This window comes from Vreelandella salicampi (assembly GCF_013415105.1).
GTDB classification, from domain to species: domain Bacteria; phylum Pseudomonadota; class Gammaproteobacteria; order Pseudomonadales; family Halomonadaceae; genus Vreelandella; species Vreelandella salicampi.
Map to the genome: position 1 here is coordinate 26,266 of NZ_JACCDF010000008.1, position 18,248 is coordinate 44,513.

Consider the following 18,248-nt stretch of genomic DNA (forward strand, 5'->3'; position numbering starts at 1 on the left):
GCAAGGGTGACGTCAGCGCTTAACTGCGAATTTCCAGTGACTCACGCTGGTGCTGGGTCAGCGCTTTGCCTGTCTGCTCGGCCAAGTCCAACATGGCGTTAAGCTCAGTGCGGTTAAACGTGCCCGCCTCAGCGGTGCCTTGCACTTCGATCAGCTCGCCGCTTTCGGTCATTACCACGTTCATATCGGTATCGGCTTGGCTATCTTCCGGGTAGTCCAGATCCACTACCGGCACGCCTTTGTAAATACCCACCGAAATTGAGTTCACCAGCTGTATCAGTGGGTCGCCTTTGATTTTCTTTTCCCGCTGTAGATAACGAATCGCATCCACCAGCGCCACGCATCCGCCGGTAATCGCCGCCGTACGCGTGCCGCCGTCGGCCTGAATCACATCGCAATCCACGGTGATAGTGAACTCACCAAGCTTTTTCAAATTCACCGCCGCGCGTAGGCTACGACCGATCAAGCGCTGAATTTCTAACGTGCGCCCGCCCTGCTTGCCTCGGGTGGCTTCACGGCCGCTGCGCGAGTGGGTCGCGCGGGGCAGCATCCCGTATTCAGCGGTTACCCAGCCTTGGTTTTTGCCCCGCAACCAGCGCGGCACACCCGTCTCAACGCTCGCGTTACATAGCACTTTGGTATCGCCAAACTCGACCAATACTGAGCCTTCGGCATGGCGGGTATAGCCACGGGTTAAGCGGACTTCGCGCGGCGTGTCAGCCTCACGGCCACTTGGGCGAATCACCTCAGGACGCATAGCACCTCTCTTGATCAACATTAGGGGAAAGGCGTCATTGTACACGTCTGAGCCCCCGGCTTTTGCGATATCGGGTAGACTGACTAATCCAATTAATCCCGCTAATTACTCCAGGAGCCCGCATGGCCACCGCACGCCGCGTACACAGCATGACCGCTTTCGCCCGCACCGAGCACGCCTACCCGTGGGGCACGCTGCAGGTGGAAATTCGCTCGGTGAACCAGCGCTACCTGGAGCCACATTTTCGCTTGCCCGACGCCCTGCGCGAGCTGGAACCGCTACTGCGCGATGCCCTTCGTAACCGTTTGGCGCGCGGCAAGGTCGAATGCAGTCTGCGTTTTGACGCCGCTGAGGAAAGTCAGGCACCCGCCGTCAATACTCAACGGCTGGCGGAAATCGCCGAAGCGCTGAGCGTGGTGCACCACCAGGTTCCCCACGCCGGCGTGCCCACCACCCTCGACCTTTTAAATCAGCCCGGCGTGTTGGAAGCTCAGCATCTCGACCAGGAGGCCATCAAGACCGCTGCCGCCACGCTGTTTGAGCAAGCGCTGGACGAGCTGATTGACGCCCGCGCAAGAGAGGGCGCAAAGCTCGCCGAGATGATCACCACCCGCCTGGACGCCGTGAGCGAACAGGTCGCCACCGTGCGCAGCCTGCTGCCACAAATTCTGGAGCGCCAGCGCACCTTGCTGCTGGAGCGCTTAGAAGCCGCCAAGACCGAACTTGACCCCCAACGCCTGGAAGCCGAGCTGGTAGTGGTGGCACAAAAATCTGACGTCGACGAAGAGCTCGACCGCCTCACGGCCCACGTGGAAGAAGTACGCCGCCAACTGGCCCAGAAAGGCCCCAAAGGCCGCCGCCTGGACTTCCTGATGCAGGAGCTCAACCGCGAGGCCAACACGCTCTCGTCAAAATCCGTGGTGGCAGAGACGACCCGCTGCGCGGTGGAGCTTAAGGTGCTGATAGAGCAAATGAGGGAGCAGATTCAAAATATTGAGTAGTTTTTCAGTGATGATGCTTCAGGAGAGCGTTGTGGTTGTGCCAGGAAATGTGGGTAGCGTCATTGTGAGGCTTTACCCTTATCGAAGTACCTTATCGCCATCGACTTAGCCGTTGATGGCATTCGTTTTCCGGTAGCCTGGCACCCGCTTTTAGCATCGATTCCAAAGCGTCGGCCAGTTGGCTTGGCGAAAGAAGGGCATGAGCTTCCAGCTCATCTAATATCCAAAGTACACCACGAACCTCTAATTTGCTTTGTTGCCCTGATTTCCTGAGCGCGCCGTCATTGGTCAGCAGCGTCCAGCCTCTTTCCTTTGCTAGGAAGTAGCACGACACATCCGCTAGTGAGGAATTACCCAATGTTTGGCGTAGCGTAAAAAGCGTTGCAACTTCCTCACCACTGAATGCTTCAACCACAAGGCCTAATCCCGTTAACTCTTGGCCAGGGGGCTTTTTCAGCTCCCGCCACACAAAGTCGGTGGTGACGAACTGGTGAGGTAGGGCAAACACGGTTTCAAGCAGGCCACTGCGGTGAAGATCTATCCAGATATTGGTATCAGAGACAAGAATTTTCGCTGACATGTTCACTGTCACCTGCCTGTCCGTTTGCCATGATTTCCTCAATTTCTCCAAGGCTTACACTGAGTAACTCCGCTGCTCTTGAAGGAGTAACTAGTCCTTCAGCCAGCGCCCTGTAAACCAATTGCTTCAGGCGATAGGATTTTTCAGGCTCTTGTCGACCAGGTTCACTTTTTCGAAAACCCTTCATCGACCATAGGCGAAAAGTGTTCTGATAGAAGCTCGAACTAACGATATCCAGGTCATATAACCGGCGCAAAGTGGCTTGAATAGAAATGCCCCACTCCTCCTTGGCCAAAAGAAACTCTTGGAACAGCACCCGTTTGCGGTGCTCACCAAAGGTGACGCGCACTTGATTTGCCGGGAAGAGAAACGCCCCAGCAAAGCGGTGGCACCAGTTTTCTTCATCCCGAGTGCCATGAAGCTCCTCAGGTAGTGACATAACCAAATGTCCTAGCTCATGGGCGAGATTAAAACGCTGACGTTCTCCAGGACGCTCAGTATTACTGACAATAACGGCATCCGAGCCATCGTTGACGAGAGCGCAAAGCCCATCAAATTTCTCGTGAGCCTGAAGACTGACGACTTTAATGCCGTTTTCTTCCAGGGTTTCAGTCAGATTGGCGATAGGGTTTAGCCCAAGCTGCCATTCTTCACGGAGTTTATTAGCTGCCTGTTCGACCTCATCGATACTGGATACGGAAAAACGCTGATGCCATTTGGAAAATTCATCAGGTGATTGGCCGGTTTGGAACAGCCTTTCTGCTGCTAAATAGCGCTCAAGGTGCTCACGCACTTGCTCCTTGACGGCTTCTTGCTGGCGTTTTCCGAAGGCAGAGTGCTTACGGAAGTCTACTTTTCCCAGCTCTACTGAGTCTGAACGGAAAAAATACTCAGGGTTAACCCCAAGCGCATCCGCCAGTTGGATCAAGCGAGTCGAATTGGGCGCGTCCTTGCCCTGTTCATATTTCGACAGAGCTTGCTTGGTTATGCCCCCCAGCAGATCGGCTAACTGCTGCAAGGTCATATTCTTGAGGACACGCGCACGATGTATACGATCATGCAGCATGACTTTCTACCTTGTTTTAAGGTGGTTTAAGTTGACAATATGGTGATTGGGTTGACACCTGTCAACCTGATATGTAGATTTAGATATAGGAGCACTACATGTAGTGGCTTATTTCTTAGAGAGATACTTCTCTCGTTCAACCGATGGGTGATCAGCTCGATGGTGCTGGTTTTCACACCAAGGTCTTTTGCCACAGCCGGGAAGGTGCAAATAACGTCCGTGATCTCCTGAACGTAAGGTTGAGCCTATTTCCCAATAGCTTTATGACCGTATTCACGGCTTGGCTCCCTCCTCAGTTGCCTCGCTCAAAGCCCCAGCAACTCTCCAACCGGCAAGTGGCTTGTCGTCTTCATTTCCCGTAGGGATATATTAGAGCGGATGCTCGATACTCCCGGCAGCTGGCGTAGCACTTTTTCCACGAAGCGGCTGTAGTCATCGAGGTCCTGGGCGATGATCTGCAAGAGGAAGTCTGCCTCGCCGGTGGTGTTATGGCAGCTGAGCATCCGGGAACTGGCCTGGATAATGCGTTCAAACTCCGCGGTGGCCGCCTCGCTGTGCTGAGTACAGGTGATCTGCACAAAGGCCAGCACGTTGCCGCCGAGCTTTCGGCGGTTCAGCGTGGCTTGGTAGCCTTCGATCACGCCCAATTCTTCCAGGCGTTTATGGCGTCGCCAGCAGGTGGCTTCGCTCATTCCTAGCCGCTCGGCCAGCTTGGCGATGGATAGCCGACCATCGGCTTGAAGGCTATCGATTAGTTGGGCGTCTATTTTGTCTAATTGACTCATTTGAAAAGGATATTTCATTTTTATGCACTTAGAAGCAAGAATGCTTCAAAATTAGCATGTGTGTCCATTTATCAGAAAAGTAATTTCAGGCGCGGTTGGTTATATTAAAAAACAATTGATACCGCGCAGGAGTCGTTTATGAAAGCCGTTGTTTTTGAGCAATTTTCCGCCCCTCCCCAAATACAGCAGTTACCTGATCCGACGCCTGAAACCCACGGTGTGGTGGTGAAGGTGATGGCGAATGGGGTGTGCCGTAGCGATTGGCATGCCTGGGTAGGGCATGATACCGATATCCAGCTCCCTCATGTGCCGGGCCATGAGCTGGCAGGCGTTGTTGAAGCCGTGGGTAAAGACGTCAAACAGTGGCGCATTGGCGACCGCGTCACGGTTCCGTTCGTTGGCGGTTGTGGTACCTGCCCTGAGTGCCACTCCGGCAATCATCAGGTGTGCGATAGCCAGTTTCAGCCCGGTTTCACGCACTGGGGCTCCTTTGCTGAGTATGTGAGTATTCACTACGCTGATGTGAACCTGGTTGCATTGCCGGAGACGCTCGACTTTGCCACGGCGGCAAGCCTGGGCTGTCGTTTCGTCACCTCGTTTCGGGCGGTGGTCGATCAGGGCCAAACCTCGGCCGGGCAGTGGGTGGCCGTCCACGGCTGCGGTGGGGTTGGGCTTTCTGCCGTGATGATTGCCAACGCCGTCGGCGCCAACGTGGTGGCCATCGATATTTCTGAAGGCGCTCTTGATCTGGCTCGCCAACTGGGTGCCACTGCCACCGTGAATGCTGCCAAGGTACCCAATGTGGTCGAAGCGGTGGCGGAGATAACCCGGGGAGGCGCTCACGTATCGCTGGATGCGCTAGGGCATCCGACGACCTGCTTTAACTCGATCAGCAACCTGCGTAAACGTGGCAAGCATATTCAGGTCGGGCTGATGTTGGCGGAGAACAGCACACCGGCTATTCCCATGAGCCAGGTGATTGCCAACGAGCTTGAAATATTGGGCAGTCATGGCATGCAGGCCCACCGTTACGACGCCATGCTGGCGATGATCGAGTCTGGAAAGCTGGCGCCTGAAAAACTAATCGGCAAACGAATCAATCTTGAGCAGTCGATTGATGCGCTGATGAACATGGATAAGTTCGAAGGGGCGGGGGTGACGGTGGTGACCGAGTTTTGAGGAAACCGCTGATTAACTATTGCGCTTGACCATACGGCGTTAAAAATCGCCTCGTGCGCGAGTCCGATCCGCCTTTTCGTTGATTTTTGCCTTGTCTGGTCTGCGCTCATCACGTTAATCAGAGCCTCTTTGAGACGCTTGGTAACAATTTCCTTCAACGAAACGAGGCAAATTATTCGCTCCTCATCAGCGGGTTGAGGTTTTACGCTGGTCGTATTGAAAAGGAGTAAGTTATGCCATCAGACACTATCCAATCAGTCCGCCGCGTGATCGCCCAGCACCCGGCCAGGCGCGACGATATCGGCGATCTGGTCACCCGGCGGCCATTGCCGGGACCGCAGCTTGAGCAACTCGATCCGTTCCTGTTTCTTAACCACCACGGCCCCCAGGCGTATCCGGCCAATAACCGTGGGCTGCCGTTTGGCCCGCACCCACACCGAGGCTTTGAAACGGTCACTTTTATTCTGGAAGGCTCGCTGGCCCACGCCGATAGTACTAAGCATCAAAGCGTGATCGATGCGGGCGGCGTGCAGTGGATGACCGCAGGCAGCGGCATCGTGCATGCGGAAATTTCGCCGCCAGAGTTTCTGCGCGACGGCGGTCCGCTGGAAATTCTGCAGCTGTGGGTCAACCTGCCTGCGCACTTAAAAATGACCGAACCTCGCTACGTGGGTCTGCAGCAAACATCGATACCTACCATCACGCTGCCAGGCGGTGGTGAGCTGAACCTGATAGCAGGGCAATGGCAGGATGACGTTGGCCCTATCGAGACGTTGACGGGAATATTCATGTCAACGCTACGGCTGCCTGCCGGTAGCCACGAGCAGCTGACCGTGGCACCAGGGCGGCAGGTGTTCCTCTACGTGGTGGAAGGCGATGTCACCGTGGGTGGCGAGCCCGTTAAGGCCCACCACTTGATCGAAGTGGATCGCGATGGCGCCAGCCTCGAAATCGAAGCCAGCAGCGACGCACGCCTGCTGTTTGGCCATGGCGAGGTGATCGATGAGCCGGTCTATTCCCACGGGCCCTTCGTGATGAATACCCGCGAAGAGATCGTTCAGGCGGTCGATGATTATCAGAACGGCAAATTTGGCGGGCTCGACGCCTAAAGTTTGTACAGAAAGTCGCTATAAGGGCTCGCCGCGGTAGTAGTGACGCAGAAGTACCAGTGCCACAAATAGCGAGCCCACGATAGGCGTTGACTTTAAAATCCGAAATCTTCAAACTGGATATAAATGGACTGGGAGTGCCCGGTCGGCGTCTAAACCTCGGTGAGCTTCATCGGGGTTTTTCGCTATCTAGGGGAAATGCTTTAGCCCCCACTGATCATAGCCATCCCCAACCGCCTGTCGGCCTCCCTCGCAATAAAACTTGTGCTTGAGAACTTCAAACGCTTGATTAGGCTGATTTGGAGCCAATACATGTCGACCGATAGGTCGCGCCACTAGATCCGCAAGCTGCAACCCGGCTGAATTGCTCGCTTTCGCCGCCATACGAATTTTAAATGGCAAGTCGCGCTGGTATTTATTTTCGCCATCACAAATACGGCGAAACTCTAGTTCGAGCTCGTCATCTTCCTTCGCTCCCCGCTTTTCAACGATGACATGTGTTTCCAGCGATTCTTGTCCTTTTTCTTTGACGAGATCGAACAGCGTCTCCAAGCAATGTCGCAACGCTAGGTGGTAGGGGTTCGACATCTCTTCACGGCTGGTCAGCCTGTGTTTGTCGATCACGCATGATGCAAGAATGAAGTTACTTTCGTCGATCAAATGGCTCAAACGCCCCATGAATGCCTGCTTTTCAGCTCTATCCTTAAACACCCTAAAATCGCCTTTCTCTTTGCGTATTTCATGCTCATGGAAGATAACGAGGTCGTGGCCGAAGTAATCGAATTTTAGCTGCTGAAGTGCGGGCACTACCTTTGCCATGTAATGCTGTTTATAGAATATGCAGAAAGCCAGCACAAAAACCGGATAGTTGGGGTCGATATTAAGCAATCCGTGATCGCCACTTTCATCGACATACACCACAAAGTCGCTGAATCCACGCTCTTGACCAGTATTTGCCTCTATATCGCTAGTAGCCATTATGTTATTTCCCTTCTACTTCTGTGCCATGCTCGGCTAGCCCTAGCTTGAGCGTCTCGTTATCTGGCATTGATGATCGTTAATGTTAGAAGAGGCGTTGGCCCCTTCGTGATGAATACCCGCGAAGAGATTGTCGAGGCAGTCGAGGACTATCAGAACGGCAAATTTGGCGGGCTCGACGCCTAAAGTTTGTACAGAAAGTCGCTATAAGGGCTCGCCGCGGTAGTAGTGCCACAGAAACAGCGACCCCACGCTGCGCCAGGGCGCCCAATGTTCCACTAACTGGCGGGCATACTTGGGCGTGGGTTTGTCGTCCATGCCTTTTAAGCGGCCTAAAGCGACACGCAGGGCGAGATCGTCGGCGGGAAAAATATCGGGACGTTTCAGCGAGAACATCAGATAGATCTCGGCACTCCAACGGCCAAAGCCGCGTAGCTGGGTAATGGCGGCTATGGCTTCTTCATCGCTTAGCTGTTCAAGCCCCTCGGCGCTAAAAGTGCCTGCCAACTCTGCTTCTGCCAGTCCTTTAGCGTACTCGATCTTGCGCCAAGAGAGTCCCGCATCGCGCAGCGCCTGGCCTTCAACGTCGATTACTGCGTTGGCATGCAATTCGGGCAGCAGCTCATTGACGCGGCCCATAATGGCGCTGGCCGCTTCGGTGGATAGCTGTTGGCTGACGATGGTGGAGAAGAAGGTCGCAAAGCCTTTATCGCGCTCGCGAGGCGAGGGTGCGCCCACCAGCGGGTAAGCGCGGGCGATATCGGGGTCGGCGTTGGCCAGTGCCTGCATGGCCTGTTCGATGGTGTCGGGCGTCATGGCGACCTCGCGCTGCTAAATTGAGCCGTATTGTGCGCAGACTCGTCATTAAAGCTCAAACCGTGGCCGGATTCCTCAATAAGCGTTACGCATTCTCTTTGCCCGCTAACTTTTTAAGTGTTGCGTATTTATACCTTCGTCTAATCCTGCGATCATTCACCTCATAAAAGCCGGTTTGTTAAGCAGGCGCTAAAGGTGCCTTGGGGAACATTATGCAGGAATCGTCATCTGGGTTGGCGCGTAACCCGCGTCTGGCCGAATTTGTATTGGCGCTGGGTGGCTTTGGGATCGGCACCAGCGAGTTTGTCATTATGGGGCTGATGAACCGCGTGGCGGGCGATTTAGCTGTAACGGAGCCCCAGGTGGGTTACGCGATTAGCAGCTACGCTTTGGGCGTGGTGGTCGGCGCGCCGCTGATTTCAGCGCTGGCCGCGCGGGTGCCAAGGCGGGCTTTATTAATTATATTGATGCTGGTGTTTGCGGTGGGCAATATCGCCAGTGCCATGGCACCGGGGTTCTGGTCCTTCGTGGGGCTGCGTTTCCTGGCTGGCTTGCCACACGGGGCTTATTTTGGCATCGCCGCGCTGGTGGCGGCGGGAGCCGTACCGATAGACCAACGGGCACGGGCTATTTCCCGGGTGATGATGGGCCTAACCGTGGCAATTCTGATAGGCGCACCGCTGGGCACCTGGGCAGGCAATGTGTTTGGCTGGCAAATCGCTTTTGCGGGTGTCGGAGGCATCGCGCTACTTACCGCCCTGTTAATTCGGTTCTATGTGCCGATTCAGCCCGTTGATACCCTGGCGAGCCCTGTGCGCGAGCTATCAGCGCTGCTTAAACAACGCGTATTGGTCACCCTGGCACTGGCGTGTATTGGTTGCGGCGGCATGTTCGCTATTTTTAGCTATGTGATGCCGACGTTAACCCAGCAAGCGGGCATGAGCGAAGCACTGGGGCCGCTGGTCCTGGTGATCTTTGGCCTGGGCTCGATTGCGGGTAATTTAATCGGCGGGCGCATGGCGGATAAAAACCTGATGCGTGCGATTCCAGCTATTTTGCTCTGGTGTGGAGTGATCCAGGGACTGTTTTATTTTGCCGCCAATAATGTCTGGACGGGGCTGTTATTCGTCGGTTTGGTCGGCACCAGCATGGCATTGGCACCGTCGTTGCAAACCCGTTTGATGGACGTGGCGGAAGATGCTCAAACCATGGCGGCCTCGCTCAATCACGCGGCCTTTAACGGCGCCAATGCCCTGGGCGCGTGGCTTGCTGGGCTGGCGATCAGCGCAGGCTTAAGCTGGTCGAGTACCGGGCTGGTGGGCGCTGGTTTAGCAGGCTGCGGCCTGGTGATTTTTGCCGCTGGGCGCTGGTTGGAAAAGCGCAGCCAACCGGCCGCCACACGCTGTGCTCGCCCTTAACCCTTAACCCAAACCCATGAATTGCTCTAGCGGCACAGTGCGAATCGGCGCATGCCCATATGAAAATGATCGGCATGCGCGGCGTTGTAATCGGGCCCTAGTACATTGCCGAAGGTATCGCAGGCCCCGTCGCGCGCGGCGCGTAAAAATTCTCCCGCTTCGCCTTCATCATCCCAGTGGTTGATAAGCGTAATGCGCTGGCCGTTCTCAAACTGAAATCCCACCACATCCAATGCTTCGGCGGTGGCATGTTCGCTGCGCCGCCCGCTTTCGCGGCCGTACACGTTGCGGCAGGCAAAGCTACCCACGTGGTTCACTTGGCTGACCCGGCTGCCGATAATCTCCTCGGCTGCAGGTTGCAGTGCATGGCGCTCATACATCACCCATGCCAGCGCCAGCGGGCAGGACGCCACGAAGCTCTGGTTGAACGCGACGCCGCTTGACTGCATACGCACCATATTGGAAAGCGGGCAGTTAGCGGTAGGCGAGTAATCGGCCAGCGGCGTGTAGTTAAGTTCGCCCTCGGGGACGGTATCTAACGCAGCTAAACAGCCATTGCGGTCATCCGCTAAGCGGCTTAGCTTAAGCTGAGTGACGGGCGTGACAGGGTCGTCAATGTGTAGCGGTGCCCAAGGCGCCCAGTGGCGTGGGATCTCGATAAGGCCTTTTTGTAGGGCCACGCCTAGGGCAATCAGGCCGATGATAAAAAGCGTACGGCGCATCCTGGTCTCCCGGTAAGGCGAAACGCTACAGTCGAGGCAATGGGTGTGCGATACTGCGGCCCTTCCGTACACTGCTCTCGCACGAGTTTACTTCGCCAACAAGGGAAGCGCGTATGTCCCAAGGTACACTGTTTGTTGTTTCTGCGCCGTCGGGGGCAGGTAAAACCAGCTTGGTTCGCGAGCTGATTGAGAGCCTGGATGGCATTCAGGTCTCGGTATCGCACACCACCCGTGCCCAGCGCGATGGGGAGGTCGATGGCGTCAACTACCACTTTACCGGCGTGGCGGGCTTTGAGGCGATGATCGCGCGCGGTGAGTTTTTTGAGCATGCCAAGGTGTTCGATAACTATTACGGTACCTCGCGTAAGGCCGTGCAGACGCTACTCGACGTAGGGCAGGACGTGATCCTGGAAATCGACTGGCAGGGCGCCCGCCAGGTACGCGAGCAGATGCCCGAGGCGGTGTCGGTGTTTATCCTGCCGCCCTCACGCAGTGAACTGGAACGTCGCTTGGCGAGCCGAGGCACCGATGAGCACGCGATCATTGCGCGGCGCATGCGCGACGCGATCAGTGAAATGTCGCACTATGACGAGTACGGCTATCTCGTGATTAACGATGATTTCACCACGGCCCTTGAAGAGCTTAAATCGCTGGTCATTAGCCGCCGGATTACCCTGGCTTCCATGCGTGAACACCACGCGCCGCTGCTGGATGCGCTCTTGTCACAGGCGCCTAGCGTCGAGTAATCTATCAGGTTCTGGAAATCCTCTTTTTTGCTGGGCCGGCTCCGTTAGCTAATCTTGACGGCGTCGGACCGGTGCCGTCATTACAGGAAGGCCCCCATGGCTCGAGTTACCATCGAAGATTGCTTAGATCACGTTGAAAACCGCTTCAAGCTCGTAATGATCTCCACCCATCGTTCACGCCAGCTCGCGCGTGGCTCGCGTGATGCCCTGCTGTCTTGGGAAAACGATAAACCCACCGTCATGGCGCTGCGCGAAATCGCCGCTGGCCTGGTCGATCACACCGTGCTGGATGAGCCAGTGGAAGCGCCGGTACGCGCCCGCCCGGTAGCCGCAAGCCTCCCGGTCGACGACTGATAAGCGAACCTTACAGCGATAGAGGCGCGTAAATGTTTACCATTGATGACCTAGCGGATCGACTTGGCGGCTACCTTCCTCCGGATGAGATTCAGCAGGTTAAACGCGCCTTCTATTACGCCGAGCAGGCCCACGATGGCCAGCGCCGCCGCTCCGGCGAGCCCTATGTGACCCACCCGCTGGCGGTGGCCAATATTCTGGCCAATATGCACATGGACCATCAGAGCCTGATGGCGGCCATGTTGCACGATGTCATCGAAGATACCAGCGTGGCTAAGCCCGCGCTGGAAACGCAGTTCGGCAAGCCCGTGGCCGAGCTTGTCGATGGCGTCTCTAAGCTCACCCAGATTACGTTCGAAGATAAAGCCGTCGCCCAGGCGGAAAACTTCCAGAAAATGGTGTTGGCGATGTCGCGGGATATCCGCGTGATTATCGTCAAACTGGCGGATCGCCTGCATAACATGCGCACGTTAGGCGCCCTTCGGCCGGATAAAAAACGCCGGATTGCCCGTGAAACCCTGGAAATTTACGCTCGCATTGCCGGGCGTTTGGGCATTAATACCATTCGCGTTGAGCTTGAAGATCTGTCGTTTCAGGCCATCTACCCCATGCGCGCCGAGCGCATCAAACGGGCGGTGGCCAGCGCGCGCGGTAACCGGCGTAGCGCTATGCGCGAAATTCAAGTGTCATTACAGCAGAGCCTGGATGACGAAGGGCTCAGCGGTACGGTGATGGGGCGCCAAAAGCACCTGCTGTCGATTTACCGCAAAATGCGTGATCAGCGTAAGCCATTCGCCGAGATCATGGACGTGTTTGCCTTTCGCATCGTTACCGAAGATGTCGCCAGTTGCTACCGTATTTTGGGCGTGGTGCATAACCTGTATAAACCCGTGCCGGGGCGCTTTAAGGACTATATCGCGATCCCGAAGGCCAACGGCTATCAAAGCTTGCACACCACGCTTTTTGGCTTTCGCGGGATGCCCATTGAAGTGCAGATACGCACCCGAGAGATGGAAGCGATGGCCAATAACGGCATTGCCGCTCACTGGCTGTATAAAGCGGGCCAAACCGAGCATCCTATTGCCGAGGGCAGTCGCGCCCGCGCCCGCGCTTGGGTGAAAGGCCTTTTGGAGATGCAGCGCCACGCCGGCGATTCGCTCGAATTTATCGAACACGTTAAAAACGATCTTTTCCCCGACGATATCTACGTGTTTACGCCTAAAGGCGACATCATGGAACTCCCCCAGGGCGCCACCGTGATTGATTTTGCCTATACCGTGCACACCGATATTGGCAACAACTGCATCGCCTGCCGGATTGACCGTCAGCTGGCACCGCTCTCTACTCGGCTGGAAAGCGGGCAGACGCTGGAAATTATCACCGCGCCGGCGGCTCGCCCTAACGCTGCTTGGCTGAATTTTGTCAGCACGGCGAAGGCGCGCTCGGCGATTCGTCACGCGCTTAAGCATCAACAAGAGGCCGAGGCGATTCAGCTGGGCCAGCGGTTGCTTAACAAATCACTTTCAGTGTTTGAAACCAGCCTGGAAGAGCTGGATGCTAAGGTCATCGAGCGCGCGTTAAAAGAGCTTGACGTAAGCGACCAAGATACCCTGCTGGAATCGATAGGCCTGGGTACGCGGGTCGCGCATGCGGTGGCAAGACGCTTAGTGGATTTAGCCGATGGTGGTAACGCCGTCCCTGCGCAGACAGCGAACAGCCAGCCGGTAGTGATCAGCGGCAGTGAAGGCATGGTGACAAGCTTTGCCCGCTGCTGCCATCCGCTGCCCGGTGATGCCGTGGTGGGGCATCTCTCAGTCGGAAAAGGGCTGGTGGTTCACCGCGCAGAGTGCAACAACGTGGTGGATAAAACCGACGCGGAAAAGCTTTTCGCGCTGGAATGGTCAGAAGATACCGATGCCGACTTCCCCGTCGCGCTGCGCATCGAAATTGAAAGCCGCCGCGGCCTGGTGGCAGAGCTTGCTGGCTTGGTGACCGATGCCGATGCCAATATCGAGCGTATCGGTATTGAGGAGCGCGATGCCCGCCTCTCGACGGTCAATATCACCTTGGCGGTGAAAGGCCGTGTTCACCTCGCGCGCATTATCAAGCGACTTCGCAATCTCCCCAACGTGGGCAAAATCACCCGCTTGGGTAAGTAATTTCTCTTACACCCCTCTTATCTTTTCTTTTATCCATAAGGAGTGCTCATTATGAGTAATAAGGCTGTTATTAATACCGAGAAAGCCCCAGCCGCGATTGGCCCGTATTCACAAGCGGTTAAAGCGGGCAATACCGTGTATATGTCAGGCCAGATTCCGCTTGACCCGGCCACCATGGAGCTCGTTTCGGACGACTTCGAAGCGCAAGCGCGCCAAGTGTTTACCAACCTGCAGGCCGTGTGCGAAGAAGCGGCGGGGTCGCTTGGCGATGTCGTTAAGCTTAACCTCTACCTGGTGGATCTGGAGAACTTCGCCATCGTTAACCGCGTGATGGAGGAGTTCTTTGCTTCGCCTTATCCGGCTCGCGCCGCCGTCGGCGTGAAAGCGCTGCCCAAAGGCGCTCAGGTCGAAGCCGAAGGCGTGATGGTGCTAGGCGACTAAACGCCCGGGTGAATATGGCGTGTCACCTCGGCTTAAAAAGCCTGGGGTTACGTCTTCTGCGCAGCTAAAAAACCGCCGGCTTTGAGTACCTGCATATACCCTTCGCGAAAGCTGGGGTAGCGAAAGGTGTAGCCGGTACCCAGCAAGCGTGTGTTATCGCAGCGTTTGCTGGTGCGGCGGCGCAGCGGTGACTGCATGGTCTGGGTAGCCTCAACCTTGAGCTGTGACGCAAGCCACATCATGACGTTGTGTAACGCTGCCGGTTCGCAGTCGCTGGCAAGGTAAAGCGAATCCAGTGGCTGGTTTCGCTCTTGGCAGTCGATAAAGTAGGTCAAAATGCCCACGCAGTCGTCGCGGTGAATGCGGTTGGAGTAAACCGTCGGCGTTATGGCGGCTACCCGACCTTCCACCACTTGGTGAATCAACCGGTCGCGGCCCGGCCCGTAAATCCCCGAAAAGCGCACCACCGTACCGGGAATGGGGTGGTCAATCAGCGCTTGTTCCGCCTCGCGCATCAATACCCCGGAAAAGCTAGTGGATTCCGTCGGGCTCTCTTCGTTGACGAGTTCGCCCTCTTGCTGGCCGTAAACGCTGGTAGACGAAACAAACAGCACGCGCTTAGGCGCGGTTTTATGCTGTTCAAGCACCTTGAGGACGTTTTTAAGCCCGGCGGGGTAGGCACTGCGGTAGGCGCTCTCTTCAAAGTGGTCGGCGCTAACGGTGTAAATCACGTAGTCCGCCTGGGGCAGTGCGTTGGCGTCAGCGTCATCAAGCGTATCGAGATCTAACGCCAACGGTTCAATCCCGGTACCTTCTAGCACTTCAACGTGGCGGCGCACGCCAATCACGCGGTGGCCTTTGTCTAACAGCTCGCGCCCTAAGGTGATGCCGATATCGCCACAGCCAATAATCAGTACGGTTAATGCCATGTTGCTCTCCTCGCAATAAATAATCCCTATTAGCGGCCGCTTCCCTCCTTTAAAATGCACAAAGGGCTGGGGCGTTGGCAGGCGTTGGGCCAGCCAGTCGAGATCGGCCCCCGTCGAAAACGAACCCCGTCGCACGGGTGACGACGACACACCGGTGACTAACAGAGGATGCCACGGCGCCGCTATGACTCTAACAGAACTGCGCTATATCGTAACCCTTGCCCAAGAACACCACTTTGGCCGCGCCGCAGAGCGCTGCCATGTCTCTCAGCCCACGCTTTCGGTGGCGGTGAAAAAACTCGAAGAAGAGCTAGACGCCGCGCTGTTTGAGCGTTCGAAATCGACCGTCCAGGTCACCCCGCTGGGGGAGAAAATCGTCGCCCAGGCGCAGCGTGTGCTAGAGCAAAGCAGCCAGATTTATGCCATGGCAAGCGAAGGCAAAGACCAGCTCGCGAACCCCCTGCGCATCGGTGCGATCTACACCATCGGGCCGTATCTGTTTCCGCATTTGATCCCGGCGCTTGCCAACGCGGCGCCGCAAATGCCGCTTTATATTGAAGAAGGGATGACCGCAAACCTGCGCGGCAAGCTCCGTAGCGGCGAGTTGGATGTGATTATCGTGGCGCTGCCGTTTACCGAAACCGACGTGGTGACCAAGCCGATCTACGAGGAGCATTTTGAGGTGTTAATGCCCGCCAGCCACCGGTGGGTTGAGCGTGAGACCATCCATAAAGAGGATTTGCTCGAAGAGCGCTTGCTGTTACTCGGAGAAGGACACTGTTTCCGTGACCAGATTCTTGAAGCCTGCCCGGCGATCACGCAGAAGCTCAATAGCCCGCACAACACGCTGATTGCCGAAGGCGGCTCGCTAGAGACGATTCGCCACATGGTGGCCTCCAAACTGGGGATTACCGTGCTGCCCCAATCGGCGCTGGGTACCGATGCCTATGAAAACGCCATGCTGGTCAGCCGCCCCTTTGCGGCGCCCTCGCCGTCGCGCACTGTGGCGATTGCCTGGCGGGCGAGTTTCCCACGGCCCAAAGCCATCGATGCGCTGATTCAGGCGATTTCCCAATGCCGTCAACCGGTGCATGGCCAGCCCATCGATGAAGAAAGCGTCGTCTCATGAGCACGCTTAACGCCCCGATCACGGCGCTAAAAGGCGTCGGTGAAGCGCTGGCGTTAAAGCTTGCGCGCCTGGGGATTGAGCGGGTCAGCGATGTTCTCTTTCACTTGCCGCTGCGCTACCAAGACCGCACGCACCTCACTCCCATGGGCACGCTGCGCGCCGGGCACGAGGCGGTAGTCGAGGGCGAGGTTACCGCCTCTGACGTGGTCAAAGGGCGCCGCCGTAGCCTGCTGGTGCGTCTGCGCGACGCCAGCGGCATTATCAGCCTGCGCTTTTTTCACTTTTCGCCCGCCCAGCAACAACAGCTTCGCCCAGGCGTTACCGTGCGCGCCTTTGGTGAGGCCCGCGCGGGGGCGACGGGCTTAGAGCTTTACCACCCTGAATACCGCGTGACGACCCTAGGTGCGGCGCCGGTGGAGGAATACTTCACGCCGGTGTACCCGACCACCGAGGGCTTGAATCAAACCCGCCTGCGCGCGCTGGCCGAACAAGCGCTCGGCCTTCTTGATAGCGACTCCCACGCGCTGCCGGATGTGATACCCGAGGCGCTATTGGCGCGCTTTCGCCTACCCGGTTTGCACGCCAGCTTGCACCTACTGCACCAGCCGCCCCCCGATGTGAATATTGAGCAGCTGACCGACGGTCAGCACCCGGCCACGCGGCGGCTGGCGCTGGAAGAGCTGTTGGCGCATCAGCTCAGCCTGCGCGAGGTGCGGTTGCGCATTCAATCCGATGGCGCACCGGCGTTGCCTTCCGGGCGTAGCCTGCAGGCGCGCTTTCTCGCCCAGTTGCCGTTTGCGCTGACCGGCGCCCAGCGCCGCGTATTCGAGGAAATCGGTCTCGACCTGGCCCGAGCTGCCCCCATGCTGCGCCTGGTGCAGGGCGATGTGGGCTCGGGCAAAACCGTGGTTGCCGCCATGGCGGCGCTTTCGGCGCTAGCGGGCAACTGCCAAGCGGCGATCATGGCGCCCACCGAAATCCTCGCTGAGCAGCACTACCGCGCCTTCAAAACGTGGTTTGAACCGCTTGGGATCGAGGTCGCGTGGTTGGCGGGTAAACTCAAAGGCAAAGCGCGATTGGACGCCAAAGCGGCGATCGCCGATGGCCGCGCGCGCATGGTGGTGGGCACTCACGCGCTGTTTCAGGACGATGTACATTTCCAGTGCTTGGGCTTGGCGATCATCGACGAGCAGCATCGCTTCGGTGTGCACCAGCGCCTGGCGCTGCGCGAAAAAGGTGAAGCGGGTGGGCTGACGCCGCATCAGCTGATCATGACCGCAACGCCCATCCCGCGCACCTTGGCCATGAGCGCTTACGCCGACCTGGATGTGTCGGTGATCGACGAGCTGCCGCCGGGACGCACGCCAGTGAAAACCGTGGTGGTGTCTGATGAACGCCGCCCCGAGGTCGTCGAGCGTATTCGCCGCGCCTGCGGTGACGGCCGCCAAGCCTACTGGGTGTGCACGCTGATCGAAGAGTCTGAGGTGCTGCAGTGTCAGGCGGCGGAAGTGACCCGCGACGAGCTGACCGAGGCACTGCCCGAGGTAGCGATTGGCCTGGTTCACGGGCGCATGAAAGCCGCCGAGAAAGCCGAGGTGATGGACGCCTTCAAAGCCGGGGAGCTGGATTTGCTGGTGGCCACCACGGTGATAGAGGTGGGGGTAGATGTACCCAACGCCAGCCTGATGATTATCGAAAACCCTGAGCGTCTGGGGCTTTCCCAACTGCACCAGCTGCGCGGGCGGGTAGGGCGCGGTAGCACCGAGAGTTTTTGCGTACTGCTCTACCACCCGCCGCTGTCGAAAAGCTCCCGCGAGCGGCTCGGCGTCATGCGCGAAACCACCGACGGTTTTCGCATCGCCGAAAAAGACTTGGAACTGCGCGGCCCAGGTGAAGTGCTTGGCACTCGCCAGACGGGCCTGGCGCAGATGAAAATCGCCGATCTTGAGCGCGATGCCGATCTTTTAGAGCGCGTCACCGCGCTGGCACAAGCGCTACAGGGTGACAACCACGCCACCGCTGTGCTGGTGCGCCGCTGGCTCGGTGACGCCGCCGGGCGTTACGGCCAGGTGTAGAGTG

Annotated in this window: 19 protein-coding genes; 11 read left to right on the top strand and 8 right to left on the bottom strand. The window is 57.2% G+C overall.

Annotated features, from left to right (window positions below; all coding sequences use genetic code 11):
• Positions 1 to 19: 19 nt before the first annotated feature.
• Positions 20 to 757, bottom strand: coding sequence for a ribonuclease PH (rph, locus tag HZS81_RS09975; protein WP_179930414.1), 738 nt, complete (start codon positions 755 to 757; stop codon positions 20 to 22).
• A gap of 122 nt (positions 758 to 879) precedes the next feature.
• Between rph and HZS81_RS09980 the strand changes: the two genes are divergently transcribed.
• A complete protein-coding gene (locus tag HZS81_RS09980) occupies positions 880 to 1,758 on the top strand; it encodes a YicC/YloC family endoribonuclease (protein WP_179930415.1) in 879 nt (292 codons plus the stop codon).
• A gap of 91 nt (positions 1,759 to 1,849) precedes the next feature.
• Here HZS81_RS09980 and HZS81_RS09985 read toward each other — a convergent pair whose 3' ends face one another.
• The 3 genes from HZS81_RS09985 to HZS81_RS09995 all read right to left on the bottom strand — a co-directional run bounded on the left by HZS81_RS09985 (position 1,850) and on the right by HZS81_RS09995 (position 4,207).
• Positions 1,850 to 2,338 (bottom strand): PIN domain-containing protein, encoded by a 489-nt coding sequence (locus HZS81_RS09985; RefSeq protein ID WP_179930416.1) that lies wholly within the window; start codon positions 2,336 to 2,338, stop codon positions 1,850 to 1,852.
• On the bottom strand, positions 2,313 to 3,404 hold the full coding sequence (locus HZS81_RS09990; RefSeq protein WP_179928988.1) for a helix-turn-helix domain-containing protein: 1,092 nt from the start codon (positions 3,402 to 3,404) through the stop codon (positions 2,313 to 2,315). The genes HZS81_RS09985 and HZS81_RS09990 overlap by 26 nt, the downstream gene beginning before the upstream one ends.
• Before the next feature lie 305 nt (positions 3,405 to 3,709).
• Positions 3,710 to 4,207, bottom strand: coding sequence for an Lrp/AsnC family transcriptional regulator (locus tag HZS81_RS09995; protein WP_241697453.1), 498 nt, complete (start codon positions 4,205 to 4,207; stop codon positions 3,710 to 3,712).
• 120 nt (positions 4,208 to 4,327) lie between these two features.
• On the opposite strand from HZS81_RS09995, the gene HZS81_RS10000 reads away from it, so the two are divergent.
• The gene (locus HZS81_RS10000; protein WP_179930417.1) at positions 4,328 to 5,368 is read left to right on the top strand and encodes a zinc-dependent alcohol dehydrogenase family protein; all 1,041 of its coding nucleotides are present in this window, start codon (positions 4,328 to 4,330) and stop codon (positions 5,366 to 5,368) included.
• 233 nt (positions 5,369 to 5,601) lie between these two features.
• Entirely contained in the window at positions 5,602 to 6,477 is an 876-nt protein-coding gene (locus tag HZS81_RS10005) for a pirin family protein (protein ID WP_179930418.1), read from the top strand.
• Between the two features lie 189 nt (positions 6,478 to 6,666).
• On the opposite strand, the gene HZS81_RS10010 is transcribed toward HZS81_RS10005, so the two are convergent.
• A complete protein-coding gene (locus HZS81_RS10010; RefSeq protein WP_179930419.1) occupies positions 6,667 to 7,455 on the bottom strand; it encodes a DUF3800 domain-containing protein in 789 nt (262 codons plus the stop codon).
• 72 nt (positions 7,456 to 7,527) lie between these two features.
• Here HZS81_RS10010 and HZS81_RS10015 point away from each other — a divergent pair, with 72 nt between their 5' ends.
• A complete protein-coding gene (locus HZS81_RS10015; protein WP_179930420.1) occupies positions 7,528 to 7,641 on the top strand; it encodes a pirin-like C-terminal cupin domain-containing protein in 114 nt (37 codons plus the stop codon).
• 18 nt (positions 7,642 to 7,659) lie between these two features.
• Here the strand turns inward: HZS81_RS10015 and HZS81_RS10020 are convergent, their stop codons facing one another.
• Positions 7,660 to 8,271 (bottom strand): DNA-3-methyladenine glycosylase family protein, encoded by a 612-nt coding sequence (locus tag HZS81_RS10020; RefSeq protein WP_179930421.1) that lies wholly within the window; start codon positions 8,269 to 8,271, stop codon positions 7,660 to 7,662.
• 212 nt (positions 8,272 to 8,483) lie between these two features.
• Between HZS81_RS10020 and HZS81_RS10025 the strand changes: the two genes are divergently transcribed.
• Positions 8,484 to 9,689, top strand: a complete 1,206-nt coding sequence (locus HZS81_RS10025) for an MFS transporter (RefSeq protein ID WP_179930422.1) — start codon at positions 8,484 to 8,486, stop codon at positions 9,687 to 9,689.
• A 26-nt stretch (positions 9,690 to 9,715) separates the two neighbouring features.
• Here HZS81_RS10025 and HZS81_RS10030 read toward each other — a convergent pair whose 3' ends face one another.
• Positions 9,716 to 10,411: an extensin-like domain-containing protein gene (locus HZS81_RS10030; protein ID WP_179930423.1), complete on the bottom strand. Its 696-nt coding sequence runs from the start codon at positions 10,409 to 10,411 to the stop codon at positions 9,716 to 9,718.
• 113 nt (positions 10,412 to 10,524) lie between these two features.
• On the opposite strand from HZS81_RS10030, the gene gmk reads away from it, so the two are divergent.
• From gmk to HZS81_RS10050, 4 genes are all read left to right on the top strand, one after another.
• A complete protein-coding gene (gmk, locus tag HZS81_RS10035) occupies positions 10,525 to 11,157 on the top strand; it encodes a guanylate kinase (RefSeq protein ID WP_179930424.1) in 633 nt (210 codons plus the stop codon).
• A gap of 96 nt (positions 11,158 to 11,253) precedes the next feature.
• Positions 11,254 to 11,511 carry a DNA-directed RNA polymerase subunit omega gene (gene rpoZ, locus HZS81_RS10040; RefSeq protein WP_179930425.1) on the top strand — a complete coding sequence of 86 codons (258 nt, stop codon included), beginning with the start codon at positions 11,254 to 11,256 and terminating at the stop codon, positions 11,509 to 11,511.
• Positions 11,512 to 11,543: 32 nt separating this feature from the next.
• The gene (locus HZS81_RS10045; protein ID WP_179930426.1) at positions 11,544 to 13,670 is read left to right on the top strand and encodes a RelA/SpoT family protein; all 2,127 of its coding nucleotides are present in this window, start codon (positions 11,544 to 11,546) and stop codon (positions 13,668 to 13,670) included.
• 51 nt (positions 13,671 to 13,721) lie between these two features.
• Positions 13,722 to 14,111, top strand: a complete 390-nt coding sequence (locus tag HZS81_RS10050) for a RidA family protein (protein ID WP_179930427.1) — start codon at positions 13,722 to 13,724, stop codon at positions 14,109 to 14,111.
• Positions 14,112 to 14,158: 47 nt separating this feature from the next.
• Here the strand turns inward: HZS81_RS10050 and HZS81_RS10055 are convergent, their stop codons facing one another.
• Positions 14,159 to 15,040 (bottom strand): NAD-dependent epimerase/dehydratase family protein, encoded by an 882-nt coding sequence (locus HZS81_RS10055; RefSeq protein ID WP_179930428.1) that lies wholly within the window; start codon positions 15,038 to 15,040, stop codon positions 14,159 to 14,161.
• A 184-nt stretch (positions 15,041 to 15,224) separates the two neighbouring features.
• On the opposite strand from HZS81_RS10055, the gene HZS81_RS10060 reads away from it, so the two are divergent.
• Both HZS81_RS10060 and recG read left to right on the top strand, forming a co-directional pair.
• Complete coding sequence (locus HZS81_RS10060; protein WP_179930429.1) at positions 15,225 to 16,169, top strand: hydrogen peroxide-inducible genes activator; 945 nt, start codon at positions 15,225 to 15,227, stop codon at positions 16,167 to 16,169.
• The gene (gene recG / locus HZS81_RS10065; protein ID WP_179930430.1) at positions 16,166 to 18,244 is read left to right on the top strand and encodes an ATP-dependent DNA helicase RecG; all 2,079 of its coding nucleotides are present in this window, start codon (positions 16,166 to 16,168) and stop codon (positions 18,242 to 18,244) included. Before HZS81_RS10060 ends, recG begins: the two co-directional genes overlap by 4 nt.
• Positions 18,245 to 18,248: the final 4 nt, after the last annotated feature.